The 25,300-nt window shown below is 54.0% G+C and carries 20 protein-coding genes and 1 other annotated feature; of the genes, 6 read left to right on the forward strand and 14 right to left on the reverse strand.

The window, feature by feature from the left end; genetic code table 11:
- Nucleotides 1-119: 119 nt before the first annotated feature.
- On the reverse strand, nucleotides 120-2,120 hold the full coding sequence (locus KJS42_RS08195) for a diguanylate cyclase (protein WP_213622562.1): 2,001 nt from the start codon (nucleotides 2,118-2,120) through the stop codon (nucleotides 120-122).
- 475 nt (nucleotides 2,121-2,595) lie between these two features.
- On the opposite strand from KJS42_RS08195, the gene rpsD reads away from it, so the two are divergent.
- A complete protein-coding gene (rpsD, locus tag KJS42_RS08200; RefSeq protein ID WP_155605556.1) occupies nucleotides 2,596-3,195 on the forward strand; it encodes a 30S ribosomal protein S4 in 600 nt (199 codons plus the stop codon).
- 106 nt (nucleotides 3,196-3,301) lie between these two features.
- Here the strand turns inward: rpsD and tyrS are convergent, their stop codons facing one another.
- On the reverse strand, nucleotides 3,302-4,555 hold the full coding sequence (gene tyrS / locus KJS42_RS08205) for a tyrosine--tRNA ligase (RefSeq protein ID WP_213622563.1): 1,254 nt from the start codon (nucleotides 4,553-4,555) through the stop codon (nucleotides 3,302-3,304).
- Nucleotides 4,556-4,625: 70 nt separating this feature from the next.
- Nucleotides 4,626-4,899 (reverse strand) — a binding site (T-box leader).
- Nucleotides 4,900-5,071: 172 nt separating this feature from the next.
- Here tyrS and KJS42_RS08210 point away from each other — a divergent pair.
- A complete protein-coding gene (locus KJS42_RS08210) occupies nucleotides 5,072-8,191 on the forward strand; it encodes a transglycosylase domain-containing protein (RefSeq protein WP_213622564.1) in 3,120 nt (1,039 codons plus the stop codon).
- 518 nt (nucleotides 8,192-8,709) lie between these two features.
- Here the strand turns inward: KJS42_RS08210 and acsA are convergent.
- Complete coding sequence (acsA, locus tag KJS42_RS08215; protein WP_213622565.1) at nucleotides 8,710-10,434, reverse strand: acetate--CoA ligase; 1,725 nt, start codon at nucleotides 10,432-10,434, stop codon at nucleotides 8,710-8,712.
- 314 nt (nucleotides 10,435-10,748) lie between these two features.
- On the opposite strand from acsA, the gene KJS42_RS08220 reads away from it, so the two are divergent.
- Nucleotides 10,749-11,381: a GNAT family N-acetyltransferase gene (locus KJS42_RS08220; protein ID WP_193419065.1), complete on the forward strand. Its 633-nt coding sequence runs from the start codon at nucleotides 10,749-10,751 to the stop codon at nucleotides 11,379-11,381.
- A 27-nt stretch (nucleotides 11,382-11,408) separates the two neighbouring features.
- On the forward strand, nucleotides 11,409-12,587 hold the full coding sequence (locus tag KJS42_RS08225; protein WP_280516401.1) for an acetoin utilization protein AcuC: 1,179 nt from the start codon (nucleotides 11,409-11,411) through the stop codon (nucleotides 12,585-12,587).
- Between the two features lie 37 nt (nucleotides 12,588-12,624).
- Here KJS42_RS08225 and KJS42_RS08230 read toward each other — a convergent pair whose 3' ends face one another.
- The 4 genes from KJS42_RS08230 to KJS42_RS08245 form a co-directional block, all read right to left on the reverse strand.
- On the reverse strand, nucleotides 12,625-13,341 hold the full coding sequence (locus KJS42_RS08230) for a 5'-methylthioadenosine/adenosylhomocysteine nucleosidase (RefSeq protein ID WP_213622566.1): 717 nt from the start codon (nucleotides 13,339-13,341) through the stop codon (nucleotides 12,625-12,627).
- A 181-nt stretch (nucleotides 13,342-13,522) separates the two neighbouring features.
- A complete protein-coding gene (gene ccpA, locus KJS42_RS08235) occupies nucleotides 13,523-14,527 on the reverse strand; it encodes a catabolite control protein A (RefSeq protein ID WP_059043810.1) in 1,005 nt (334 codons plus the stop codon).
- Nucleotides 14,528-14,640: 113 nt separating this feature from the next.
- Nucleotides 14,641-14,982, reverse strand: coding sequence for a bacillithiol system redox-active protein YtxJ (gene ytxJ / locus KJS42_RS08240; RefSeq protein WP_193419061.1), 342 nt, complete (start codon nucleotides 14,980-14,982; stop codon nucleotides 14,641-14,643).
- A 121-nt stretch (nucleotides 14,983-15,103) separates the two neighbouring features.
- A complete protein-coding gene (locus tag KJS42_RS08245; protein WP_193419059.1) occupies nucleotides 15,104-15,547 on the reverse strand; it encodes a hypothetical protein in 444 nt (147 codons plus the stop codon).
- A 234-nt stretch (nucleotides 15,548-15,781) separates the two neighbouring features.
- Between KJS42_RS08245 and KJS42_RS08250 the strand changes: the two genes are divergently transcribed.
- On the forward strand, nucleotides 15,782-16,309 hold the full coding sequence (locus KJS42_RS08250) for a type 1 glutamine amidotransferase domain-containing protein (RefSeq protein ID WP_213622567.1): 528 nt from the start codon (nucleotides 15,782-15,784) through the stop codon (nucleotides 16,307-16,309).
- Nucleotides 16,310-16,492: 183 nt separating this feature from the next.
- On the opposite strand, the gene ptsP is transcribed toward KJS42_RS08250, so the two are convergent.
- The 6 genes from ptsP to KJS42_RS08280 form a co-directional block, all read right to left on the reverse strand.
- Nucleotides 16,493-18,235, reverse strand: a complete 1,743-nt coding sequence (ptsP, locus tag KJS42_RS08255) for a phosphoenolpyruvate--protein phosphotransferase (protein ID WP_213622568.1) — start codon at nucleotides 18,233-18,235, stop codon at nucleotides 16,493-16,495.
- A gap of 214 nt (nucleotides 18,236-18,449) precedes the next feature.
- Nucleotides 18,450-18,878, reverse strand: coding sequence for a CoA-binding protein (locus KJS42_RS08260; protein WP_193419055.1), 429 nt, complete (start codon nucleotides 18,876-18,878; stop codon nucleotides 18,450-18,452).
- Between the two features lie 60 nt (nucleotides 18,879-18,938).
- Nucleotides 18,939-20,231: a 3-phosphoshikimate 1-carboxyvinyltransferase gene (aroA, locus tag KJS42_RS08265; protein ID WP_213622569.1), complete on the reverse strand. Its 1,293-nt coding sequence runs from the start codon at nucleotides 20,229-20,231 to the stop codon at nucleotides 18,939-18,941.
- Between the two features lie 30 nt (nucleotides 20,232-20,261).
- Nucleotides 20,262-20,777, reverse strand: a complete 516-nt coding sequence (locus tag KJS42_RS08270; protein ID WP_213622570.1) for a shikimate kinase — start codon at nucleotides 20,775-20,777, stop codon at nucleotides 20,262-20,264.
- A gap of 155 nt (nucleotides 20,778-20,932) precedes the next feature.
- Nucleotides 20,933-22,342: an NADP-dependent phosphogluconate dehydrogenase gene (gene gndA / locus KJS42_RS08275; protein WP_155608777.1), complete on the reverse strand. Its 1,410-nt coding sequence runs from the start codon at nucleotides 22,340-22,342 to the stop codon at nucleotides 20,933-20,935.
- Between the two features lie 202 nt (nucleotides 22,343-22,544).
- Complete coding sequence (locus KJS42_RS08280) at nucleotides 22,545-23,141, reverse strand: hypothetical protein (RefSeq protein WP_213622571.1); 597 nt, start codon at nucleotides 23,139-23,141, stop codon at nucleotides 22,545-22,547.
- A 180-nt stretch (nucleotides 23,142-23,321) separates the two neighbouring features.
- Here KJS42_RS08280 and KJS42_RS08285 point away from each other — a divergent pair, with 180 nt between their 5' ends.
- Nucleotides 23,322-23,945, forward strand: a complete 624-nt coding sequence (locus KJS42_RS08285) for a YktB family protein (protein WP_193419045.1) — start codon at nucleotides 23,322-23,324, stop codon at nucleotides 23,943-23,945.
- A gap of 47 nt (nucleotides 23,946-23,992) precedes the next feature.
- Here the strand turns inward: KJS42_RS08285 and KJS42_RS08290 are convergent, their stop codons facing one another.
- Entirely contained in the window at nucleotides 23,993-25,261 is a 1,269-nt protein-coding gene (locus tag KJS42_RS08290; protein ID WP_213622572.1) for an MFS transporter, read from the reverse strand.
- Between the last annotated feature and the right edge of the window lie 39 nt (nucleotides 25,262-25,300).

Genomic DNA, 25,300 nt, shown 5'->3' on the forward strand with positions numbered 1-25,300 from the left:
TATCCTGCCACGGGAACGGCTGCTCTATTCGCCGAAGCGGATCGCGCAATAAAGAACGCTCCGAGGCCCAAAGTAGGGCTCGGAGCGTCCAAAACCAACAGGAACATCCGAATGAATGTTTACGGAGCTTGGGCATCGTCACTGGAACCGATTTGCGTTTGATTCCGCCCGCTGTTCTTGGCTTTATATAAAGCCATGTCCGCCTGATAGAACAGCGATTCCACACTAAGCTTATCGTCGCTCCGAATCCACTCGGCGATGCCGCACGATACGGTGACCGGTGGATCGGTATCCATGGCAACGCGCAGCCGGATCGTTTCCGCGATTTGATAGCTGTTATCGGCGCTTGCCCCTGGCAAATACACAGCCAACTCCTCGCCTCCCCACCGGGCGGCGATATCCGTTTTGCGAATCGAGCTCTTGACGATCGCGCACACCTGCTTCAGGATTTTATCCCCGGTTTGGTGGCCATACGTATCGTTGACCTGCTTGAACTGGTCAATGTCAACGATAATCAAGGAGCCGTTCGTATCTTTCTTCTGGAACTCTTGAATCGCATCATCGACATAGTGGCGAGCATAAAGTCCGGTCAGCATATCGCGATTGGCCATACGGCGAACCTCCGCATGCAGCGATGCGTTGGCAATCGCCAAGCCGATGTGCGAGGACAGGACCTGAAGGAGCTTGTAGTTGTCATAGGAGAAGAAGCGGGTCTTACGGTGTGCCAGCATAATGACCCCGTTGACCTCTCCCCGAACGATCAAGGGTGCGGTGATCAGTGAACGGGAATCCGTCTCCTCCATAAATCTCGAGGATACTTTACCATATGCCTGAAAGTCCGAGAGAATGATCGGCTCCTGCGTGGAATAGACAAGTCCACTGAACCCGTAGCTTTTCGAAAAATGCTCCTTCGACAGCCCCGGCACGTTGCTAGACATAATTTCAAACGTTTCCCGTTCTTTATTCAGTTGGGAGATGCAGCAATATTCCGCTTTGAAAATCGACAACAGCTCTTCGGTAGCAAACTTGAACACTTCCTTCAGCCGCAGGCTTTGATTCAGCCGTTTGGTGAGCTCATTGATCAGTCTCAGTTCATTAATTAACAAATTGGACTGTTCATACAGCTTGGCATTCTCGAACGCCGTGCCAGCCGTATCCGCCAGCATACCGATCAGTTGCAGATCCACATCATCGATCTTTTCCCGCTGAATTTGCAAATGAAAAACACCATAGACCCCCTGTTTCCCACTGAGGGGCACCGCAATTTCCAGCCTTCTCTCGCCGCCTTCTTCGGGACCTGGACCTGTGGATTCCCTGACCTGCATCCGCCCTTCCATGAACGCCCTCATAAGCAGCTCATCGCCTTGTCCATGCAACTGCAGCGATTTGACCCGCGGATCGCGGCTTAAGTGATCCTGGGACATCAACAGCTCCAACTTGGCTGCAGGATACATTCCAGAAACCCGTTCAAACACTTCGGTCAGGACCGAATCCACATCAATCTTATCATGGAGCTTTTGCACGACTTGAAAAAGCTTGGAACGGCGCTGCTCTTCGCGTTTGGCCTGCTGCTGAACGCGCAGCAGATCGGAAACGAACAAGCCTTCAAAACACTTATAAAAGCAAGATTGAAATAGTTGTGCCGCCATTTTGGCGAACAGAACAGCCGCCGTAGCGCCGCAATCATGCAAGCAGCAACCAAATGAAGCGAACAAATCGCCATGAATGCGGGAAAACACCGGCACGGCAACATAAACACCGTCCGCTGTTTCGGCTGTGACCGCTCTATGCTCGCGAAGGCTTTGCAGGATCGCCTCTTCCATTGGCTTGGGCCAGGTCGGGCTGATTGGCCCTCCCGGATCAAGCGAATCGGCAAGCAGCACTTCGCCGCGACTGCCGGAAATGAAAAAGTCGGCCTTACCAAGTTCCGGCATTGCACTTACCAGCTTTCGCCACTCCGCGTACCCCTGTTTTAAGATAGACTCAATGTAGGGGAAATCATGGACAGTGATATCAAGCTGCCGCAGCCAATCCGTATAATTGTCGCCATCATCGAGCCGCTGCAGGCCAGAAGCGTGATTCAGGTTCAGCATCGGCTGACCCATGGATTGATCGGCCATAAAAAAAGCTCCTTTTATATGCTGCGTTGGATTTTAGCCCTTCAACTTACGATAAACACCAAACGGACAAGCTTCCTTCCCTGAAGTTCAAGCTTGTCCATCTCCGCCGGATCCGTTCATGTCTGTTAACTCTATTTTACTATCTTCCTTAGGGTTTTGCATTATAATTCCTAAGGTTCATGGCATTTTTTTAGGCCAAAAGCCCTATCGACAAAATACCTCCTTTCCCAACAAAAACACTTATTGACTTTACCCCCTAAATTCATATAATATATATTGTTGATGAAGACTGGATAGAGTCTTGCTTAGGGCGTAACGCATGCGAGCACCCTCTCGGTTTTTGTTGCTGACAGGACAGCGGCTGAACTTTCCTGTTAGGGAGCGTATTTTTTATCTATCCTTCGCTCGTCCAAACAAAACCCGCGCAAGTAGAACCCTATACGAAATTTAACTAACAAAGGAGTCTACCTATACAATGGCACGTTACACTGGTCCTAAATTTAAACTCAGCCGCCGTCTTGGCATTTCCTTGAGCGGTACAGGCAAAGATTTGAAGCGTCCGTTCCCTCCGGGTCAACACGGCGCTAACCAACGCAGAAAAGTAAGTAACTACGGAGCACAGTTGCTCGAAAAACAAAAATTGCGCCACATGTACGGCTTGGGCGAGAAGCAATTCCGCACGCTGTTCGAAAAAGCGCAGCATATGCCTGGTATCGCGGGCGAAACGTTCATGTTCTTGCTTGAAAGCCGTTTGGACAACCTCGTTTACCGTCTGGGCTTCGCGAACTCCCGCGCTGGCGCGCGTCAGCTCGTATCCCATGGCCACGTAACCGTGAACGGCAAGAAAGTGGACATCGCTTCTTACCGTGTAAACCTTGGCGACGTGATCAGTCTTCGTGAAAGAAGCCGCGGCCTTTCCTCTGTGAAGGAAGCTCTGGAAAACCGTTCGCATCTTCCAGCTTACCTGGAATTCAACGACACGGCTCTGGAAGGCAGATACATTCGTTTGCCAGAACGTTCCGAACTGTCGCAAGACATCGACGAGAAACAAATCGTCGAATTCTACAACCGTTAAGATTTCAACAGCGCAAACCGGCCCAAGTCGTTATCGACCTGGGCCGGTTTTTTCGTGGCGATAACAAGAACCCCGAATCCTCCTTGAAGGTTCGGGGTTCTTGTTATTACTTGACTAGCAGCTTGGCAAACTTGCGCTTCCCGACTTGAATGATCTCTCCACCTGCCAGCTCTACTTCGGCGTTCGGATCGCTGATTTTCTCTTCGTTCAGCTTGACCGCGCCTTGCTGGATGCTGCGTTTGGCTTCTCCGTTGGAGGCCGCAAACTCGATCAAGGTCAGCAACTTGATCAAGCGGATTTTCCCATTCTCCAGCTCGGCGGCAGGAACTTCCTTCTCCTCGATATCCTCCGGCAGCGCCCGTTGCTGGAACACGGTTACGAAATGCTCCTGAGCCGCATCAGCCGCTTCCTGACCATGGTACATCCGCACCAGCGTGTGGGCGAGTCTCATCTTGGCATCGCGCGGGTGTACCTCCCCCGACTTGAGACCTTCACGGAGAGCGGCAAACTCTTCTAGAGACAGGTCTGTCACGAGTTCGTAGTATTTCGTCATCAGCTCGTCCGGCACAGACATCGCCTTGCCGTAAATTTCGTTTGGCGCCTCATCGATACCGATATAGTTGCCAAGGCTCTTACTCATCTTCTGCACGCCGTCCAGACCTTCGATGATCGGGGTCATGATGGCGACTTGCGTGTCTTTGCCGTATTCTTTCTGCAGCGTCCGACCCATGAGCAGGTTAAACTTCTGGTCTGTTCCCCCAAGCTCGATATCACTCTCCAGCGCTACCGAATCCATCCCCTGCATCAGCGGGTAGAAGAATTCGTGGATGCTGATCGGTTGCCCTGTGGTGTACCGCTTCGTGAAATCGTCACGTTCGAGCATACGCGCTACGGTGACTTTGGCGGACAACTTGACGACATCAGCGAACGTCATCGGCGCCAGCCATTCGGAGTTGAAGTTGACCTGGGTTTTGTCCGGGTCCAAAATTTTGAAAATTTGTTGGCGGTACGTTTCCGCATTCCGCTGCACATCTTCTTCTGTCAACTGTTTACGGGTTTCCGATTTACCGGTCGGGTCCCCGATCCGTCCTGTGAAGTCCCCGATAATCAACTGCACCTGATGCCCCAGCTCCTGAAACTGGCGAAGCTTCTGCATCACCACGGTATGGCCGACGTGAATGTCCGGCGCGGAAGGATCCAGCCCCAGCTTCACCTTCAGCGGCTTGCCAGTCACCACAGACTTGATCACTTTCTGTTTCAGTTCATCCTCGGGTACAATTTCCACCACACCGCGTGAAATCACCTGAAGCTGTCGTTCCACCTCGGCCTGCTGTGCCGCGTTTAATTCTTCCCACTTCATTGCTCCTACCTCCATCTAATTTGTAAAATAACCGCTTATGAAAATAAACACAAAAAAGCCCCTTCTCATCCCAAGGGACGAGAAGGAGCGCTCGCGTTACCACCCTAATTAAAACCGCTGCTCGGATCGCGCAAGGTTACGAACGAACTGTTCGCGGTTTTCACTTCATTCACATAACGGGATCCCCCGGTACCGGACTACTGGCGCTTCTAATCGTTCACGCGCGTTCCCCCGGACGGCTCCAGACGGTATTTCAAAAGGGATCCGCCCATTCGGTTCGCAGCAACCACCGATTCTCTGAGCAGCGGGATTCCGCCTTCTACTGAGTCTTTCCAAGCCTTTTGTCGATATGCGATTTAAAATAATATATATCATAGATGCATTCCCAAAGTCAAACCTACGAAAGCTAGGTCATAAGCACGAATAAGGCGTCATAGCGCGCCAAAATACGCTGAAAAAACATCCAAATCCCCTTTTTTATGCTATAATGTTGCTGTTTATAAAGGAGGATCATGCATGGATCATGAGAACGACAAAAACTCCGGCAAGCTGCGGCGCAATACCCGGAGCGAAAAACCCGCTAAACCCGCCCGGAAGCGCAAAAAAGGCCGGATTGCTTGGGCGATATTGGGTTGGCTCGTTCTGTTTGGATTAGCCGGCGCTCTGTTTGCCGGGGGGGCCGTATTCGGATACGTATCCTCCATCGTCAAGGACGATCCGGTGCGGTCGCGTGCCGACATTGAAGCGAAAATCAATCATAATGAAATGACGGGCTTCGCCTATTTCCGTGACGGCCAACCTATTGGCCAGCTTCGTTCGGAAGAGGACCGCCGCCCCGTCACTTACAAGGAGATCCCGCAAACGGTGCTGGATGCGGTGATCGCCATCGAGGACAATCATTTCGAGGAACACATCGGCATCGATTTTAAAGGCACGCTGCGGGCCGTCAAGCAGCGCCTGCTCCATGAGGACGTGCAGACCGGCGGCAGTACGCTGACGCAGCAACTGGCACGTCGCGTGTTCCTGAACCTGGATAAGACCGAGGACCGGAAGGTTAAGGAAATGCTGCTTGCGCTTCGGCTGGAGCGTTTTTTATCCAAGGAAGAAATCATTACGGCTTATTTGAATAAGGTTCCTTTCGGCAATGGTTCGAACGGATATCAGGTCTACGGCATCAAAGCCGCGGCCAAGGGTCTTTTTAACGTCAGCAATCTGGCGGACCTGAATGTTGCCCAAGCGGCTTATTTGGCCGGTTTGCCGCAGCTTCCTTCGACGTATTCCGCTTTTAACGGTAAAGGGGAATTCAACGAGGAGGCGTTCGGTCGGGCGGTCAAACGACAACAACTGGTGCTGCAGCGCATGCTCGAGGAGAGCAAAATCACACAGGCGCAGTATGACGAAGCGCTGGCCTTCGACATCAAGGGTTCGCTGGCCAAACCAACGAAGAAGGCTTACGATACCTTCCCTTATCTGATGTTGGAGACGGAACGTCAGGGCGCGATCGCGATCGCGATGCTGAACAATCCGGAGATGACCAAAGAGGAGGTTGCTGCAAATACGCAAATCCTCGAGGAAGCTCGACAGGAGCTGCTGACCGGGGGGTATCGGGTGTATACGACCATCGATAAGAAGGTCTACAACTCCATGCACAAGGTGTCGGACAACGCCGACAATTTCTCGCCACCGAGCGAGAAGAAAGGCCTGGAGCAAGTCGCTTCGATGATGATTGATAACAAGACCGGCGCGATCCTTGGGATGATCGAAGGACGCGACTTCTACACGGAGCAAATGAACTATGCTACGCAAATGAAACGGCAGCCAGGCTCGACGATGAAGCCGATCGCCGCTTATTTGCCGGCCCTCGATGCCGGGCTCGTACAGCCGGCCAGCATCATCGACGACTCACCGATTATTTTGAAGGATTATCAAAAAGGCTTCCACATCCCGGTGAACTCCAGCGGCGGCTATAAAGGCCTCGTGACGGCGCGGACCGCGCTGAATGAATCCCGGAACATCCCGGCACTTCGCGTGTTTAACAACATCGTTGGCATCGACAAAGCCTGGGACTTCGCTAAGAAGCTGGGAATCACGACGTTGGAGGACGAGGACTACAGCGCCCAAACCGGCGTGCTCGGCGGCTTGAAATATGGCGTTACCGTCGAGGAACTGACCAACGCGTACAGTGCCATCGCTAACGGCGGAAAGTTCACCGATGCTTACATGATCGAGAAAATCGCCGACGCCAAAGGGAATATCGTCTATAAGCACGAGGTCGAGCCGCAGCAAGTATTTTCCGAGCAAACGGCTTACCTGATGACCGATATGCTGCGCACCGTCATTAAGGACGGAACCGGCAAATCGATCAAAAGTGACTTCAAGAACTACGGTAAAATCCCGGTCGTCGGGAAAACCGGTACAACGCAAAACTACGCCGACGTCTGGTTCATGGGCTACTCGCCGGACGTTACACTGGGCGTATGGATCGGGTACCGCGAGCCGGTGAACACGCTGTCGGATGCCGGCAAATCGCGGGCGCGCAAAATTTGGGCGCTTGTCATGAACGAAGTGACTGAAAATGAACCAGATTTGTTCGCGACCGAAGCCTTCACCAAACCGGACGGCATCGTGTCAAAAACGGTGTCCGGGTATAGCGGCAAACTGCCGACCCAATTAACGCAGCAGGCCGGCAAACTGGTTACGGATATTTTCAACGCCAAGTATGTGCCGACAGAGCCGGACGACGTGCTGATCCGGGCCAAATACGTCACGTATGAAGGAATTAACTATGTACCGCTCGAAACGACGCCTTCCGATATGCTGCGGGAGAAGGTCGTAGTAAAACGCGAGACGCCGATCGAATTGCTCAAGGAACAGCTGGAGCAAGCATTCGCCGGCATGTCCGGCGGCCACAAGCCGCTGAGTTTCTACCTGCCGAAGGATGCCGGTGAAGACGCGCCTTACAAACCGGATCCGCGGGTTGACGACGGCCAAGCGCCGGCGCCCCCGGCGAATGTCGCCATTTCTGGCGGCGGAGAGGCGGCCACGATCACATTTAGCGAAAATACGGAGAAAGACGTCGTCGGTTACCGATTGTACCGTGCAGATGACGGCGTGACCTTCCAGTACGCCGGGAAAGCGGCGCTGGTTGGAGATCCAGCCGCGATAACGGACGGCGGCTCAGCCGGCTTCACAACGGCGTACTACGTCACGGCAGTCGACGTGGCCGGCAAGGAATCGGCGCCAAGCGCGATCGTTAGCGCCTTTGGCGGCGGCGTGTTCCCGGACGGCGGTTCGACGCCGGATCCAAGCGGTGAAACGCCGGGCGGCAGCAACGACGGTACGATCGGTGACAATGGTGAAGGCGGTCCGCTCCCCGCTTCGCCTGCTAAGGTGAGCGTCAAGAAGGACGACCGCGGGTTCACCGTTAGCTGGGACGCGAACGGCGCCCTCGACCTCGTGACGAGCTACAACGTCTACGTGTCCGATGCCCAAGGCGGCTCCTACACGAAGGTAGGTTCCACTTCGGACGCGCATTTCTCGTTCAAAACCGATTCCAGCTCCGTCTGGATCCAGGTCACCGCCGTCAACGTGCTGGGCGAATCCCCGCCGTCGGCGCCGGTGCAGTATAGTAAGTAAGCAGCAAAAAGCAGCAGGTGTGAGCCTGCTGCTTTTTTGTGGTTTAAATAGTGTCATTAAACTGAAAAATCAATCCACCTCCTCCATCCAGCGAATGTATATGATTTTTCGAACATAATTCGCTGCGCCCCCCCGTCTGGAGGAAATATATTCGATTTTTCATATACAATCTCGAGGTTGGGCTTCAAAGGGATGATTATATATGAAATTTCATATCTATTGGGAGGAATCCACCTGATTTGAGCGATTATATATGATTTTTCGAACATAATTCACAGCCAACCACCGGTTTAGCGGTAATATGATTGATTTTTCATATAAAATCTTGAGATTGGCGCTCCAAAGGGACAATAATGTATGAAATTTCATATATATTGAGAGAAATCCGCCTGAATTGAGCGAATATGTTCGGTTTTTCGAAGATAATCTCGATTCGGCTACAGAGATCGCTTTCCCGCAAAAAAAAGAGTCCCCCCAAGCCTTCGCTTGAGGGGACTCCTGCTATAGATCAACCGACTTCAATCCTCGATCGTCGACAAGTCGCCGGCTGGGAGGTTGAGCTCCCAGGCTTTGAGCACGCGGCGCATGATTTTGCCGGAGCGGGTCTTGGGCAGCTTATCTTTGAACTCGATTTCGCGCGGAGCGGCGTGAGCGGACAGCCCTTCCTTGACGAATTTGGCGATCTCCGCCTTCAACTCCTCGGACGGCGTAAAGCCTTCACGCAGCGAGATGAACGCTTTGATGATCTCCCCGCGCACGGGATCCGGCTTGCCGATCACCCCGGCTTCCGCGACGGCCGGATGCTCAACGAGCTTGCTCTCGACCTCGAACGGTCCAATCCGTTCGCCTGAGGAATTGATCACGTCGTCGATCCGGCCCTGGAACCAGAAGTAGCCGTCCTCGTCCATGTAAGCCGTATCGCCGGAAATGTACCATCCCGGGATGCGGAAATACTCCTCGTATTTCGGCGCGTTGTTCCAAATTAGCCGCATGACCGACGGCCACGGCGTGCGGATGGCCAAGTTACCCATCCGGTACGGCGGCAGCTCCTTGCCGTTCTCGTCGATGATCGCCGCCTCAATGCCGGGCACCGGTTTACCCATGGAACCGGGTTTAATTGGCATCGACGGATAGTTGCAGATGAGCTGACCGCCTGTCTCCGTCATCCACCACGTGTCGTGAATCCGATGATTGTACACCTTCATCCCCCAGCGCACTACCTCAGGGTTCAGCGGTTCACCAACGGACATGACATGGCGGAGTGACGACAGATCATATTGCTTAATAACGTCCTGTCCCGCACCCATCAGCATCCGAAATGCCGTAGGTGCGCTGTACCAGACCGTTACCTTGTTCTTTTGGATCGTTTCATACCAGTCGGCCGGGCTGAAGCGCCCGCCGCGGACAACGTTGGTCACGCCATGCAGCCACGGAGCAAAGATGCCATAGGACGTCCCGGTGACCCATCCCGGGTCCGCCGTACACCAATAGACGTCCCCTTCCTTCAGGTCCAGCACAACGTTGCCGGTATGATAGTGCTGAATCATAGCGTTATGCACATGGTAAACGCCTTTCGGTTTGCCGGTCGAACCCGACGTATAATGCAAAATCAGGCCATCCTCGCGATTCACCCACTCGATCTCGGTCTCAGAGGATGCGGCTTCCATCTCCGCTTTATAATCGACGATTCCGTCCCCGGCCGCCACCTCGTCACCTACAACGATGATGGTCCGCAGCGTCGGCAGCTCCTCGCGCTTCACCCGATGCAGCAACGCCGGCGTCGTGACCAGCGCAACCGCCCCGCTGTCCTCCAGGCGATCCTTAACTGCCGTTTCCATAAACGCCTCGAACAGCGGTCCCACGACCGCGCCGACCTTAAGCGTGCCCAGCACACTCACGTAGAGCTCCGGCGTCCGCGGCATAAAGACGAATACCCGATCGCCTTTCGTGATACCGTATTTACGCAGCACGTTGGCAAACCGATTCGTCAGCCCCTGCATGTCCTCGTACGTATACGACTCCTCGCGCGAGGGATCGCTGAATTGAAGCGCCACACGCGCCCCTTTGCCTGCATCAACGTGGCGGTCGATCGCTTCATAGGCCATGTTGACTTTGCCTGTGACGTACCAGGAGAACTGCTTTTCGACATCCTCCCATTGAAAATTCTTATACGCCTCTTCGTAGCTGCCCATGTTGGACGACGGAACGCCCGGTGAAATAACTTCCCCTTGCAGTTGACTCATCGTTTCATCCTCCCTTAATCTTTGGAAATCTCCAAGCAATAGATCAAAGTTTATGAAAACGGATACATAGCAGCGTAAGTTGAGAGCTTCATTCAGCGTCATGGGTGAGGGCATCCGTTTTGATCGAAAAAGCAACGACAGAACTCAAGCGATTTGAGGCGGTATTTCGAGTACAACGATCACACGCACGGCCTGAAAATGTGAATAATTTATGTCGGAGAACATTATAGCACACGTTTTCGCGCACAGGCTACACTTTTCAAATTTTCATTTTTCTGTTATAAGTGAGGGGAACGAGCAAAGGAGGCGGTTCCATGGAACACCAAAAAACGTATATCCGCCACACCCTGCCCCATCAGAATCGTGAAATCGTTGTGGAAGGACCTGTATCCCCTTCCCATCTCCAAACCTTAAAGATGCACCCCGATCTGGATGCGTTCCGCAAGCCGGCAGATCAACACGCCGCACTAGTCGAAATCGCCGGTCTACCGGAAGGACGCATTATACTGGCCCGCGAGGATTCGACCATCGTCGGGTATGTCACCTTTCATTATCCCGACGAAATGGAACGATGGTCGCAAGGCCACATGCCCGATCTCATCGAGCTCGGAGCGGTCGAAGTTGCTGATGATTACCGTTCTCTCGGGCTCGGATCGAAGATGATCCGCACGGCGTTCGAGGACGGTCAGATGGAGAAATACATTGTCTTTACGACCGAATATTATTGGCATTGGGATTTGAAAAAGAGCGGCCTCTCCGTTTGGGATTACCGCACCATGATGGAGCGGCTGATGAAGACGGTCGACATGGTCTGGTACGCCACCGACGACCCGGAAATTTGCTCCCATCCGGCCAACTGCCTGATGGTTCGCATCGGCAAAGAAGTTCCCTTGTCCTCCGAGGAGCAGTTTGACCGGATTCGTTTTCAGCAGCGTTTTATGTACTGACAGTATACAGGAAGGCGTGATGAATCCATGCCTGGAAGCGCTTTATTTGTCCACCATGAACAGGCGATGAACTACCGGTTTCACGATGGCCATCCGTTCCATCCGATCCGGCTGGAATTGACGATGGATTTGCTGCAGGAGATCGGCGCACTGACGCCGCAGCAAATGCGCCTGTCGAGGCCGGCGACCGACGAAGAGCTGCTCTGGATCCATCAGCCGGCATATGTTGAAGCCGTTAAGCAGTTGAGCCGCCCGACCCCCACAGCGGACTGGATTTCGCGCGGCGAGCAGTTTGGGCTGCTGGACGAAGACACGCCGTATTTTCCCGGCATGCACGAAGCGGCCGCCTGGGTTACCGGAGGGACAATTACGGCCGTGGAGGCCGTACTCTCCGGCTCCAGTCCGCATGCGCTGCATCTCGGCGGCGGCCTGCATCACGCCCTGTCGGCCAAAGCGGCTGGCTTCTGCGTTTATAACGACGCTGCGGTGGCCATCGACTATGCCCGACGCAATTACGGCGCACGCGTTCTGTACGTCGATACGGATGTCCATCACGGAGACGGGGTCCAATGGAGCTTCTATTCAGACCCTGACGTGTGCACCTACTCTATCCATGAGACGGGGAAATACTTGTTCCCGGGTACCGGTTTCCTGCCGGAGCGCGGCGAACATCAAGGCTACGGCGCTTGCATGAATCTGCCGCTTCAGCCTTATACCGAAGACGCCTCGTGGATGGAATGCTTCGAGGAGTCCATCCGGCGGCTAACCGCTCATTACCAGCCGGATCTGATCGTCAGCCTGCACGGCTGCGACGCCCATGCGCTGGATCCGCTGTCGCACATGCACTGCAGCATGTCGATCTACCGGGATATGCCGGCGATCCTGCATGAGCTGGCCCATACGTATTGCGAGGGCCGCTGGGTCGCCATGGGCGGCGGCGGTTACGATTTCTGGCGGGTCGTTCCCCGCGCCTGGAGCTTACTGTGGCTGGAGATGAGCGATCATCCGCTAACTGCCGCCCTGCGCCAAGACCCGCTGCTCCCGCTGCCGCAAGCCTGGATGGATCGCTGGCAGCCGCAGACTCCATTCGAGCTTCCCGTCGCTTGGCTTGATGACCTGTCCCATTGGGAGGGCATCCCCCGCCGAACGGAAATCATGACAAAAAACCGCGAGACTCTCGCGGTCGCTTTACAGGATTATCCCTAAGACTTTGGGTGAGGTTGCTTACTCACCCAAAGTCTTTTCATTTTAACTCGCCGGCATGCTCTACCATATCGTTTAGAATGGCAAACGAACGCCGGGCGGCCAGTGCGGTAAACTCGGCAAAATTCACGTCGGCGGAGCCGTCCGCCTTATCCGAGATAGAGCGAAGTACAATAAATGGCACCCCGTTCCGATGGCATACCTGTGCGAGCGCCGCCCCTTCCATTTCGACGCAAACGCCGTCCAGCTCCTTGTACAGAACAGAGCCAACGAATTCCGGATCCGCGATGAACTGGTCACCGGACAGCACCCGTCCCACCCGGTAATGATGATCCGTGCACTGACGGGCGCAGGCGTCTTCTGCCAAGCGGATCAAGGCAGGGTCAGCGGGAAAGTCGGAGACGTCCTGGTACGGCGTAATACCGCGCTTATAGCCGAGCGGCCGAACATCCATATCATGCTGCAAGCAAGTCGACGAAATGACGATATCGCCAACGTTCAAATTCGGGTGCACCGCGCCGGCCACTCCGGTAAACCAGACCGTTTCCGCTCCAAAGCGATCGATCAGGATTTGCGTTGTGGTTGCGGCATTGACTTTGCCGACGCCGGATTTACACACGACAACATCCCGTCCGTGCAGTACGCCCTTGACGAAAGTGGCTCCTGCGGCGTCAACCTTTTCCTGACGCTCTACCTTTTCGAGAAGCAATGCGATTTCTTCATCCATGGCCCCCATCAGGCCTATCGTTTGATTCATGTCAGCCTCTCCCTCCTGTTCTCCCGTCCATCGTGCGGGCAGAATTATTGTCCCCGAATACTCAAAAAAGCTCCTTAAAATAAGGAGCTTTTTTATCCGTAGTTAACCTTTTTCATATATATTTTCTATGTGTAGCTTATCTCTCTATACCCAGCGTTGCAAGATACCCGAAGCGAGGCCCTTAGACGTGGCTAACGGACAACCGCAAAATCGTTTCGTGCGGCAAAATCACCCGTGGGTTCTCAACCGTTTCCTTCTTCATCAGCTTGGTCAATAAACGCATCGCTACCGCACCGAGGTCGTACATCGGTTGAGCGACCGTCGTCAACTGAGGGCGAACCATCGAAGCCATACGGATATTGTCAACGCTGATGATCGAGAAGTCGTCCGGCACCTTCAAGCCTTCGTCCTGAATGCTGTGAATCGCGCCAATCGCCATTTCGTCCGTTGCCGCAAAGATCGCTGTCGGCCGCTTCTTCAACCCGAGGAAATACTTCATCGCTTCCACACCGGATTCATAACGATAGTTGCCAATCCGCACCAGATCCTCTTGGTACTGAATGCCCGCCGTCTCCAACGCGCGCTTGTACCCTTGGAATCTCGCATAACCGTTCGCCGGATCCTGCAACGTTCCGCTGATCATCGCAATCTCGCGATGTCCATGACGGATCAGCGTGCTGACCGCGTCAAAAGCCGCCGCTTCGTGGTCGATATCCACGGAAGGATACAATCCGTTCTCGTCGCTCGTTGCGCAAAGCACGATTGGCACCGCGGACGTCTGGAACGCTTGAATATGTTCCTCCGTTACGGTTCCGCCCATGAAGAGGAGCCCGTCCACTTGCTTCTCGAGCAACGTGTTGATGACGCGAATCTCCTTCTCTTTGCGCTTGTCGGCATTACACAAAATAATGTTATAGTGATACATGTTTGCAATATCTTCGATGCCCCGAGCGATTTCCGCAAAGATCGAATTCGAAATATCGGGGATGACCACACCTACAGTGGTGGTCTTCTTGCTGGCAAGACCCCTCGCTACGGCATTGGGCCGGTAGCCTAACCGTTCTATCGCTTCGTAAACCTTTTTCCGGGTCTGCGGCTTCACATTCGGATTATTGTTGACAACCCGGGAAACCGTGGCCATCGAGACGCCTGCTTCACGTGCCACATCGTAAATGGTAACCGTCACATTCTTCTCTCCATTGCCAATAGATTTTCACTCGTTCATCCGGTAAAGTTCCAGAGCTTCAATTAAATTTATGATACGACAAAATACTACTTTATGCAATGATAACGCTTCACTCAGCGTAAAATCTCCTGCAGCGCGGTCTCCGTGATCTTAGAATGAGACGTGTGCCAGACGGCTTGTCCCTCCTTGATCAGGATGGCTTGAGGGGATTCATGCTTGACGCCAAGCCGTTCGGCTGCTTCGTTCGATACGTCCCGGTTCTCAATGACGTAAATCAGCCCGTATGTAACGTCTTCGCGCGGAGTCCCGTTCAAATACGCCTCCGCTTCCTTATGTGCCCCGGCACTGATCGGGCAGCGGGTACTGTGCTTAAACAGCAGCAGCGGCTGGCTTGAGGAGCGTACCAAAGCATCATTCAGCTCCTGGATCGATTGTATTCTCATCCATGTGGACATAACATTTCATCCCCTTTTGTGCGAATAAGAATCTCCAGATGTTCTGTTGATATCTTAACAAAAAGAGAAATGAAAATACAACATCATTTACAAAATGATTTGCAAAAATCGAGCAAAATCGTCAATTGGCTCTGGAAAGTTGTCGATTCTTGACATATTTAGATAATTGAGAGAGGCGTTTAGAGATCTCGTTCATCCAATCCAAATCGCCGATGTTCTTGGCCCCGCCGTACAAGTCCAGCAGGAGATTGATTCGTTCCTCGCATTGCTGCTCCAACAGACTCTCGAAGGAAGCGTTCTCGGTTCGATTCCACTGACGGTAGATGGCGAAAATCAGGTCAGCCAGCTCGTTCATCTCGGTAAAATACACGCGGCCGTTAGGCTGCTCTTTTTTGAGTTCGGCCAACAAGTCCGTCAGATCCGACTTCACCTCCGGAAGCACCTCATAATAGCTGCAATCCTCGCACTCGTAAATGGGAACGCGGTCGATTTCATAGATTCCTTCAAAAATGACCAGCCTGAAGCCTAGGTTCATCATTTGCCCGCAATGACAGTGCTTTCGCACAGTACCACCTCATCTTAGTCCTTTGCATTTTTTTGATTCGATAAATTTTATGAATAATGATCTTATTCGACCCGCTTGCGAGAATCTCCTTCTGTTGGCGAAAGATACTTTAAATTGCCATAATTGGAAAGGTTTCAGAAACCGCCGGGCATAGTAATAGTTATCATTTTTGATACAATTAAAATATTGAATCGAGTTTTCGTCAAGTACCATAAAAGACAGGAGGAGTTGGATTTGAGATTAACTGGCAAAAGAATTATTGCCCTGGTGGATGAGGAATTTGAAGATTTGGAGCTATGGTACCCGATCTACCGCGTTCGCGAAGAGGGGGCTGAGGTGCATTTAGCCGGCCCGGTGAAAGGGAAAAAATACATCGGCAAATACGGCGTCCCCGCCGAGGCGGAATTTGCCTTTGAGGAAATCGATGCCAGCGCGTATGACGGGATTCTTGTCCCCGGCGGCTGGGCGCCAGACAAGCTTCGGCGTTACGACAAGGTGCTGCAGCTCGTCCGTGAGCTGCACCAAGCGAAGAAGCCGATCGGGCAAATCTGCCACGCCGGCTGGGTACTCATCTCCGCCGGGATCTTGAAGGGCGTGACCTTAACGTCTACGCCGGGCATCCGCGACGATATGCAGAACGCCGGCGCGATCTGGCTCGACGAGCCCGTCGTCGTGGACGGGCACATCATCTCGGCCCGCCGTCCGCCGGACCTGCCGGCTTACGGCAAAGCGTTCGTGGATGCGGTGGCTGATCTGCGTTAGTCGTCTCGTCCCGACTCCGCTCTGCCATGAAATGGCGTGACATGATTTGGACATGACTTACGACGCACCGGACAAGGTTCCCCGCGCCGTTCCTGCTCCCGCCAAATGTAAAAGTGCAGGTCTGAAACGCAACAAGCCGTCCCTGGTGTCACTCACTCTTGACCCCAGGGACGGCTTATGTTGTTATTTGCCCAACCGTTCTTGTTCCAGCTCATGCGCATAACGTACCAGCTCGGATTCGACCTGATCGCTGGTCGATAAGCGATAGCAGGCAGCGCCCACTTCCTTGCTCTCCCGCGAATCGGAGTTCAAGACGCGGTGCTTCACTCGCAGCAGGGCCTGCGGCGACATGCTCAGGTCGGTGACGCCGAGATGCAGCCATAACGGCACCGCTTTCTCGTCCCCGGCCATCTCGCCGCAGACGCTGACGGTGATGCCCGCCTCTTTGGCCGATTGCACTGTTTGTCGCAGCAGACGCAATACCGCCGGATGGAACGGGTGGTACATATGGGCGATCTTCTCGTTCATCCGGTCGACGGCCAGCACGTACTGGACCAGGTCGTTGGTGCCGATGCTGAAGAAGTCCACTTCCTGCGCCAACAGATCGGCAATCGCCGCCGCGGCCGGAATTTCAATCATAATGCCAACCTGAATTTCCGGATCATAGGCGAGTCCGCGCCGGGTCAAATCCTGCTTGGCTTCCTCCAGAATCGCATTCGCCCCGCGGACTTCCTCCAGCGAAGAGATCATCGGATACAGGATCTTCATTTTGCCGTAGGCACTGGCGCGCAAAACGGCGGCAAGCTGCGTCCGAAACAGCTCGCGGCTGTCCAGGCTGATGCGGATCCCCCGGTAGCCCAGCACCGGATTCTCCTCTTCCTGAAGCTCGAAGTATTCCAACTGCTTGTCGCCGCCGATGTCCAGCGTCCGGATGACGACCGGATGCGGCCCGGCTTTCTCCGCGACCTGTTTATACACCTCAAACTGCTCGTCTTCGCCAGGGAAAGTGGACCGGTCCATATACAAAAATTCCGTACGGAACAAGCCAACGCCTTCCGCACCGTGCTTCAAAGCCAGCTCCAAATCCTTGACGGAGCTGATATTCCCGGCGAGCCGCATGCGTACGCCATCTTTGGTTATCGCTTCAACCGCAGCTAACAGCTGCAGTTGCTCCTTGCGGCGGCGTTGTTTCTCCGCCAGCTCCGTAAAGCGCGTCACGATCGCCGGTTCGGGATTGAGATACACCCATCCCTCGTCCCCGTCGATCACCAACATGTCGCCGGTTTGCAGCGGCTCAACCAACTTGTTCTCCAGACCTGAAACTAGCGGAATCCCCAGCGCCCGAGCCATAATCGCCGAATGCGAAGTTTTGCCGCCAGCCATCGTGACCATACCCAGCACGTTGTCCGGATTCAAATGGACCAGTTGGGAGGGTGAAAGCTCTTTGGCCACCAAAATGTACGGCTGTGTATCCGCCGGCAGCGTGATGTCCGGCGTCCCGAGCAGATGCTTGAGCAGACGGTTGCCGACATCCTTGATGTCGAGCGCCCGTTCTTTCATATATTCGTCGTCCAGCAGGTCAAACATCGTTACAAAATGGTCGATCGCTTCCTTAACAGCAACCTCCGCCGCCTTGTACTGGCGTTCGATGATCCCCCGGATCTCGCTCATAAAGACGGGATCCTCCAGGATAGCCAGGTGAGCGTCAAAGATGCCGGATTCCTCCGCACCCACCGTCTCTTTAATCTCGTTCTTCATCACTTCGATTTCGGTTTTAGACGTGCGAATGCCTTCGTACAACCGCTCGAATTCTTTAGCGAGATCCACCTTTTCCATCCGGCGATCCGGTACGTCCCATTCCCAGGCGGGCAGCACGAAAGCTTTGCCGATGGCGACGCCAGCTGCTGCTCCGATCCCCTGTATCATGTAGTGACCCCCTAGTCCTGCTTGTAAGTTCCTGTTCAAGGCACATTAAAATAGAGTTCAAAAATCAACTTTGATGATTTTTGAACTTCCTCTATAGGATGCCCTCTATCTATTTCATTATGGTAATCCTAGCCCCTCAAATTTGTCAAAGGAAAAACGAGAAGCCAAAAAAGGGCCCTCCGATTGCGGACGGGTCCTATTGGCCTCGCTACATTTAACTTCGTTTTCCGATCAAGATGCTGTCCTCAACCTTGATACAGCGATCCATAATCACGGTCAGACCGCCTTTCGAGGCGATTTCGTACGCTTCCTCGCTCACAATCCCCAACTGCAGCCAAAGCACGCGGGCGCCGATTTTCACGGCTTCCTCCGCCACCGGCGGCGTCTGCTCGCTGCGGCGGAACACGTTTACGATATCCACGGGTTCGGGGATGTCCGACAAACTCGGATACACCTTCTCACCCAGGATTTCGCCGCTTACCGTCGGATTAACCGGGATGATGCGGTAGCCGTTATTTTGCAGCGCTTGGGCTACCATATATGAGGTTCGGTCGGTTTTGTCCGACAGTCCCACAACCGCAATGTTCCCGGCGCTCAGTAGAATTTCTTTGATTTCCTCACGGCTTGGATTGTCAAATGCCATTTGAAATGCCTCCTTTGCCGGCGCCGGTCCCAAACCAGCGCCTTGCGTCTTAGTTCAAGTTTATTCTACCCGTTCCACGGATGCGCCAAGCGAGACGATATGTTCAAAAAATTGCGGATACGATTTGGCCACGTGATGCGCATCCTTAATCACCAGCGGTTGACGGCAGCGCAGGCCTACGATGGTCAGCGCCATAATGACGCGATGGTCGTAATGTGCATTGATCGTCACGCCGCCCTCCAGTCCGGACGGGCGGCCATGCACGATAATTTCGGCCTGGCGTTCCTCCACGTTCGCTCCCGCTTTTTTCAGCTCGGTCAAAAAATCAGTAATCCGGTCGCACTCCTTATAACGCAAATTTTCCACGTTATAGAAACGGGACGTTCCTTCGGCAAACACCGCAGCCGCTACCATCGCCAGCACGGCATCGGTCGCTGCATCACCGTCGAATTCCACCGGCCGAAGACGGCCGTTACCTTGAATGTGCACCGTACCGTCCTGATGGGATAACGGCACGTCCATCATCTGCAGGACGTCCACGACGGCACGTTCGCCTTGCTTACTGCGTTCCGCAAGACGGTGGACCTTAACGTCCGACTTCGTCACCGCGGCTGCAGCCAAGATCGCCGCCGAACCGGGGTAATCGCCCTGCACCGTATACGTCTTCGCCTGGTAGCTTTGCCCACCGGGTACGCGGAAATGCATGTAATCATCGCTGGCATGAATGACAATCCCGGCCTGCTCCAACACCTCTAGCGTTTGCCCAATGACCACCTTCGATTTCAGGTCGTTCAGCACTTCGATTTCACTGTCTTCAGCAAGCAGCGGAGTCAGGAATAACAAAGCGCTCAAATATTGGGAGCTGACCGAACCGGACACGCGGATTTTCCCACCTTTCGGCGTTCCTCCGCTAATCGTGATCGGTAGCCGGCCTTCATTATGGCTAACCTCCACGCCCAGTTGCCCCAGCGCGTCGATGAGGTCGTCATGCGGACGTTTCCCCAGCGAATCCGGGTAGGTGTTCACGAACGTCACCTCTGGACACAACGCCGCAATCGCCATAAGGAATCGCAGCACCGCACCGGCGTTGCCGACATTCAACTCCTTGACGTCCTTCGGCCGACGCCCAAAACCGGTAATGACGATCTTCTCCTCGTCCTCTTCCAATACCGCGCCCAAATCGGCGATGCAGCGGCGCATGGCGTCGCTGTCCTCGCTATGCGCCGGATAATAAACGGTGCTTGTCCCTTCCGCCAGAGCGGCAACCAGCAAGTAACGGGTCGTATAATTTTTGGAAGATAATGCTCCGATTTCGCCCTTTAACTCCGGCGTTGGCTTTACGATAACGTCCATATGGTTCACATTCCCCTTTATTGTGATTGATCAAGAACCGCGGTAATGCGTTAAAATCTCATCCGATACTTGTTCCGCACTTTTCCCCGATGTATCGACGGTCAGATGGGCAAAAGCATAAGCGTCTTTCCGTTCCTCCAGAAGAGCGATCACCCGCTCCTTCGCGCCTCCAGCCAGCAGCGGTCGACCTGGATCTTCTCCGACCCGCGCGACAATCTCCTCCGCGGTTGCTTGGAGCGCGACCACAAGGCCACCTTCCCGCATCACGAGGCGGTTCTCCTCGCGAAGTACGGCGCCGCCGCCGGTCGCCAGCACAATGCCACGTTCCTGCAGCGTACTCCGCAAGATCGCGGATTCCAGCTCGCGAAAATAAGCTTCCCCTTCGGCTGCGAAAATGTCCGGGATCGTCCGTCCGGCTTCCTCGACAATCCGCTGGTCGAGATCGACGAGCGCAAGGCCGGTTTCGGCCGCCAACAACGAACCCACGGTCGACTTCCCCGTGCCCATCATGCCGATCAGCACGATATTATTTAGCGGTTGATTCATGTGTTCGTTCACCTACTTGCTCTGTTCAGCTTGTTGAGAACTCGCTCAGAGTAAACTTTTTCATATCATAACACAGGCCGATCCATTTTCAACACAAAAAGAAGCCGGCAGAGACGTTCCCGTCCCTCCGGCTTCCTCGTGATCCGTTCTTCGGCTTAGAACCACTGATGGTGGAAGACGCCTTCCTTGTCGACACGTTTGAACGTGTGGGCCCCGAAGTAATCGCGCTGCGCTTGCAGCAGGTTGGCCGGCAGGCGTTCCGTGCGGTAGCTGTCGTAGTAGGACAGCGCGCTCGCAAAACCCGGCACCGGAATCCCGTTCGCCACAGCCGCGGATACCACATTACGCCATGCGTCTTGGTAGCTCTCCACGACATTTTTGAAGTAAGGGTCAAGCAGCAGGTTCTTCAACGCAGGATCGCGATCGTAAGCATCCTTGATGTTGTGAAGGAATTGGGAGCGGATGATGCAGCCGCCGCGGAAAATCATCGCGATGTTGCCATATTTCAAATCCCATCCGTATTCGTCCGAAGCGGAACGCATTTGCGCAAATCCTTGGGCATACGAGACGATCTTCGAAGCGAACAGTGCCTTGCGGACGTTCTCGATAAACTCCTTCTTATCGCCGTTAAACGCCTTCTTCGCCGGTCCGTTCAGAATTTTACTGGCCGCAACACGTTCTTCCTTCATTGCCGAGAGGAAACGGGAGAAGACCGATTCGGTGATCATGGACAGCGGTACGCCTAAATCAAGCGCGCTTTGGCTTGTCCATTTCCCAGTACCCTTCTGACCGGCAGCGTCCAGGATGACGTCTACCATCGGTTTGCCGGTTTCCTCATCGTATTGCGAGAAGATGTCGGCGGTAATTTCGATCAGGTAGCTGTCCAGCTCGCCCTTGTTCCATTCGCTGAAAATCTCGTGCAGTTCTTTCGCATCAACATCCAGCACGTCTTTCAACAGATGGTAGGCTTCGCCAATCAGCTGCATATCGCCATATTCGATGCCGTTATGCACCATTTTCACGTAATGTCCGGCTCCGTCCGGACCAATATATGTACAGCAAGGATCGCCGTTCACTTTTGCGGAAATTGCCGTCAAAATAGGTTCAACCAGCTTATAAGCGGATTCTTGGCCACCCGGCATGATGGCTGGTCCTTTCAAGGCGCCTTCTTCACCGCCAGATACCCCTGTACCGATAAAGCGGAATCCTTTAGCTTCCAGTTCTTTGCTGCGGCGCTGCGTATCCGGGAAGTGTGCGTTACCCCCATCGATGATAATGTCCCCTTGATCCAGGTATGGCAGCAATTGTTCGATCGTGCTGTCTGTGGCCGGACCGGCTTGTACCATGATAAGAATTTTGCGCGGCGTTTCCAGCGAGTTCACGAACTCTTCGACGGAAAACGTGCCGACCAGGTTCTTGCCTTTGGCTTCGTTATCGAGCAGGTCATGCGTTTTTTCCGGGGAGCGGTTAAATACCGACACGGTAAAGCCCCGGCTTTCAATATTAAGGGCTAAATTCTTGCCCATGACGGCCAGGCCGATGACGCCGATTTGTTGTTTTGACATGGTCTCCATCCTTTGCACACTATATTTTTTTCAATAGTATCATTTTAACTCTTTTGTGTACAGAAGTGAACCCTGCGCCGTTTCGCTCAAAAAACAACCCCCAACGCCGTGGGAGCCAAGGACTTGCCTTTCAATTTTCTCGTATGGGTTGTGCCGACAGCGAGGCAGGTAATCACTCCTCTAGGATGGGCGGATTTGGCGCTTACCATTCAAGACGGAGCAATTCGAGCCGTAGCTTGCGCAGCCTCTCCTTGCAAGCCTCGGAGGTTTCGGCATCTCCTTGCTGGATCGCTTCGAACAACCGTTCCAGCTCGGCATCCAATTCCTCCTGGAGATGGGCCAACTGCTGTTCCGCAGATTCGGAAGCGTACATTTCGGCCATCTGCGCCGTGTCGAGGACCGGTCCCTTTTGATAGATGACGCGATGTTCCATCCCCGAGATTTCGACAAGGCGAATGACTTCACCAAACAAAATATTTTCGACCAAGATTTGACGATCCTTGAACCGCTTGACCACCGCATGGCCGCGTAGATCCCCAATCAGCTTCTCCAGCCATTCGGCCAGCTTGGCATCCCGGATCAAGTAATCACCCACCAGCTTGTATCCTTTGGGAAGACGCTGAAACCGCAGCTTGGTCAGCTTACGTCCGGTACGGACCGAGATGATAAAGAGAGTTTCGTTTTCGCTCCAATATAAAGAATACCCGTCTTGGATCAAGTCGCGGATCAATTGTTGAATGTGCCGGCGGTCGAATCGGAGTTCCAGGTTGCAGTATTCCACTTCGTAACTTTTGTTCACGGCACTCCCTCCTAACGGTTTACCTTATCTTATACTCCATCTTATGTAATGGAACTTGGTTTATTGATTATTTTTACCCTGAACGGGCCGCGGATGACGCGCAAATTTATGATATACTGGTACCGTTACAAACCAAACACACCAGAGTCAGATTCATGCTCGAGTTGGAGGTATTCATCGATGTCCTTTGAAGGATTTACGACACCAGATTTCGACGCCTTAACCGTCCCCGGCCTGGAGCCCCGGATGGAAGCGATCATAAGCCGCATCAGACCGAAGCTGGAGACGCTGGGCACGGAGCTGGCTCCCTTCTTGTCCGCATTATGCGGAGAAGAGATGTTCCCGCATGTCGCCAAGCATGCCCGCCGGACGGTGAACCCGCCGAATGACACCTGGGTCGCCTGGGCGGCCAGCAAACGCGGGTATAAAGCGTTGCCGCATTTCCAAGTGGGGATGTTCTCCACTCACTTATTTATTATTTTCGCCGTCATCTACGAAAGCCCAAATAAATCGGTGTTCGCAAACTATTTGGACAAGCAGGCGGCCCAGATCAAGAAGACGATTCCGGACGGCTTCTACTGGTCCTTAGACCATATGAGCCCGGGCGGTACGTTGCACCAGGAAGCCGACGCCAATCAATTGAAAGCCTGGGCCGAGCAACTGAAGACGGTGAAAAAATCCGAAGCGTTGTGCGGGCTGCGACTCGACCGGAACGACCCTCTTGTGTCCGACGGGACCCAACTGATACGCACGGTCCAAGAGACGTTTCAGACGCTGCTTCCGCTTTATAAGAACGCGTTTTAAAGCTCGGCTACGTGCCTGGCCATTACTGCGCATTTAGCCTCCCCGATCTATATCTTCGGGGAGGCTTTTTGCGTGCGCACAAGGCCGATATGCAGGAAGAAGAGCAGTGCCATCATCGCCGAGCTGGCCAGAAACGGGGCAGTCGGGCCGATCAGGTCCCACATTTTGCCGGAGATGATCGGCCCAGCGACCATGCCCGAGCCCTGAATCGTCAGGAACAGGCCCCAGACCGTCCCCTTCTCGCCGCTGGGAAGCATATGCGAGATCATCGTATCCCAAGTCGGGAGGATAAATGCATAGCTGCAACCGATCAGGATGACAAACAGCCAAACGAGCGATACCTCCCGCGACAGGGCAAACAAGCCGATCGAGGCCGCCGCCAGGGCGAAACCGATATGCAAAAACCAGCGCGTCCCCAAGCGATCGACCAATTTGCCGATCGGAATCAGCCCCAAGACGGTGATCCCGCCCCCGATGACAAGCATAGCGCTGAAGGTCTCCGGAGACAGCCCGAGCTCGGTGCGGACGTACAGCGTGATGACCGGCGTCAACAGCCCGACGGCGAACGATTGAAGGAACAGCGCCGGGTACAACAGCGGGCTGACGTTCAAGTGCGTGCGAATATGGCGAATGGAGGCACGCATTTGGCTCCACACCCCCCCGCGCTTGGCGAAGGGGGATGCCTCCCCGGGGATGGCGGATTTCGCCGTTCCCGCGGCGGTGGAACCGCCCGTTTTTCCCGGCAACAACAACGATACTAGAACGACAAACGCAATACATCCAAGTAGGAACCAAAAGACCGGCCGATAGGAATCATGTAAAAAAAAGTTGATGATAACGGGACCGAGTCCGGTTCCGCCGAGGCTGGAAATCTGAATGACGCCCATCGCCGTCGCGAAATTGTTATTCTCCTCCGTGACCGCGGTAATCCCCATCAATACGCAAGGCCAAAGCGGGCTGGTACCGATGCCTAACAGTGCGCAGCCAAGCACCAGAAACCCCATGGTGGGCAGGAACGCGATCACCGCCACGGCGCCGAGCGTGATGCATAGCCCCAAGCTCATCGTTCGGCGAAAGCCGATCCGTTCGATCAGCCAGCCTGCCGGGCTGCGAAACAAATTATCCCCGATATACTGCATCGAAAAAGACAAACCAATCGCAAACGCGCTCAGGCTCAGGACATCCCCCATATAGACCGGAAGGATGGATACGATCAGTGCCCCCTTGACAAATTCCACCAAAAACATGATGAGCCACAGGCTGGCGAACGTGGGATTCAGCAGTTTTTTTCGCGCGATTCCGCTTGTCAGTTCCACGAAAAGTCCCCCTCTCCTAGTTTCCGATCACGGCTTCCT

It is taken from the genome of Paenibacillus sp. J53TS2 (assembly GCF_018403305.1).
In the GTDB taxonomy this organism is placed as follows: domain Bacteria; phylum Bacillota; class Bacilli; order Paenibacillales; family Paenibacillaceae; genus Fontibacillus; species Fontibacillus rhizolycopersici.

Excerpts from the sequence above, each read along its gene's own strand:
- KJS42_RS08195 (WP_213622562.1), bottom strand. The coding sequence starts at position 2,120 with ATGGCCGATCAATCCATGGGTCAGCCGATGCTGAACCTGAATCACGCT.
- rpsD (WP_155605556.1), top strand. The coding sequence starts at position 2,596 with ATGGCACGTTACACTGGTCCTAAATTTAAACTCAGCCGCCGTCTTGGC.
- tyrS (WP_213622563.1), bottom strand. The coding sequence starts at position 4,555 with ATGAAGTGGGAAGAATTAAACGCGGCACAGCAGGCCGAGGTGGAACGA.
- KJS42_RS08210 (WP_213622564.1), top strand. The coding sequence starts at position 5,072 with ATGGATCATGAGAACGACAAAAACTCCGGCAAGCTGCGGCGCAATACC.
- acsA (WP_213622565.1), bottom strand. The coding sequence starts at position 10,434 with ATGAGTCAACTGCAAGGGGAAGTTATTTCACCGGGCGTTCCGTCGTCC.
- KJS42_RS08220 (WP_193419065.1), top strand. The coding sequence starts at position 10,749 with ATGGAACACCAAAAAACGTATATCCGCCACACCCTGCCCCATCAGAAT.
- KJS42_RS08225 (WP_280516401.1), top strand. The coding sequence starts at position 11,409 with ATGCCTGGAAGCGCTTTATTTGTCCACCATGAACAGGCGATGAACTAC.
- KJS42_RS08230 (WP_213622566.1), bottom strand. The coding sequence starts at position 13,341 with ATGAATCAAACGATAGGCCTGATGGGGGCCATGGATGAAGAAATCGCA.
- ytxJ (WP_193419061.1), bottom strand. The coding sequence starts at position 14,982 with ATGTCCACATGGATGAGAATACAATCGATCCAGGAGCTGAATGATGCT.
- ptsP (WP_213622568.1), bottom strand. The coding sequence starts at position 18,235 with ATGATACAGGGGATCGGAGCAGCAGCTGGCGTCGCCATCGGCAAAGCT.
- KJS42_RS08260 (WP_193419055.1), bottom strand. The coding sequence starts at position 18,878 with ATGGCATTTGACAATCCAAGCCGTGAGGAAATCAAAGAAATTCTACTG.
- aroA (WP_213622569.1), bottom strand. The coding sequence starts at position 20,231 with ATGGACGTTATCGTAAAGCCAACGCCGGAGTTAAAGGGCGAAATCGGA.
- KJS42_RS08270 (WP_213622570.1), bottom strand. The coding sequence starts at position 20,777 with ATGAATCAACCGCTAAATAATATCGTGCTGATCGGCATGATGGGCACG.
- gndA (WP_155608777.1), bottom strand. The coding sequence starts at position 22,342 with ATGTCAAAACAACAAATCGGCGTCATCGGCCTGGCCGTCATGGGCAAG.
- KJS42_RS08285 (WP_193419045.1), top strand. The coding sequence starts at position 23,322 with ATGTCCTTTGAAGGATTTACGACACCAGATTTCGACGCCTTAACCGTC.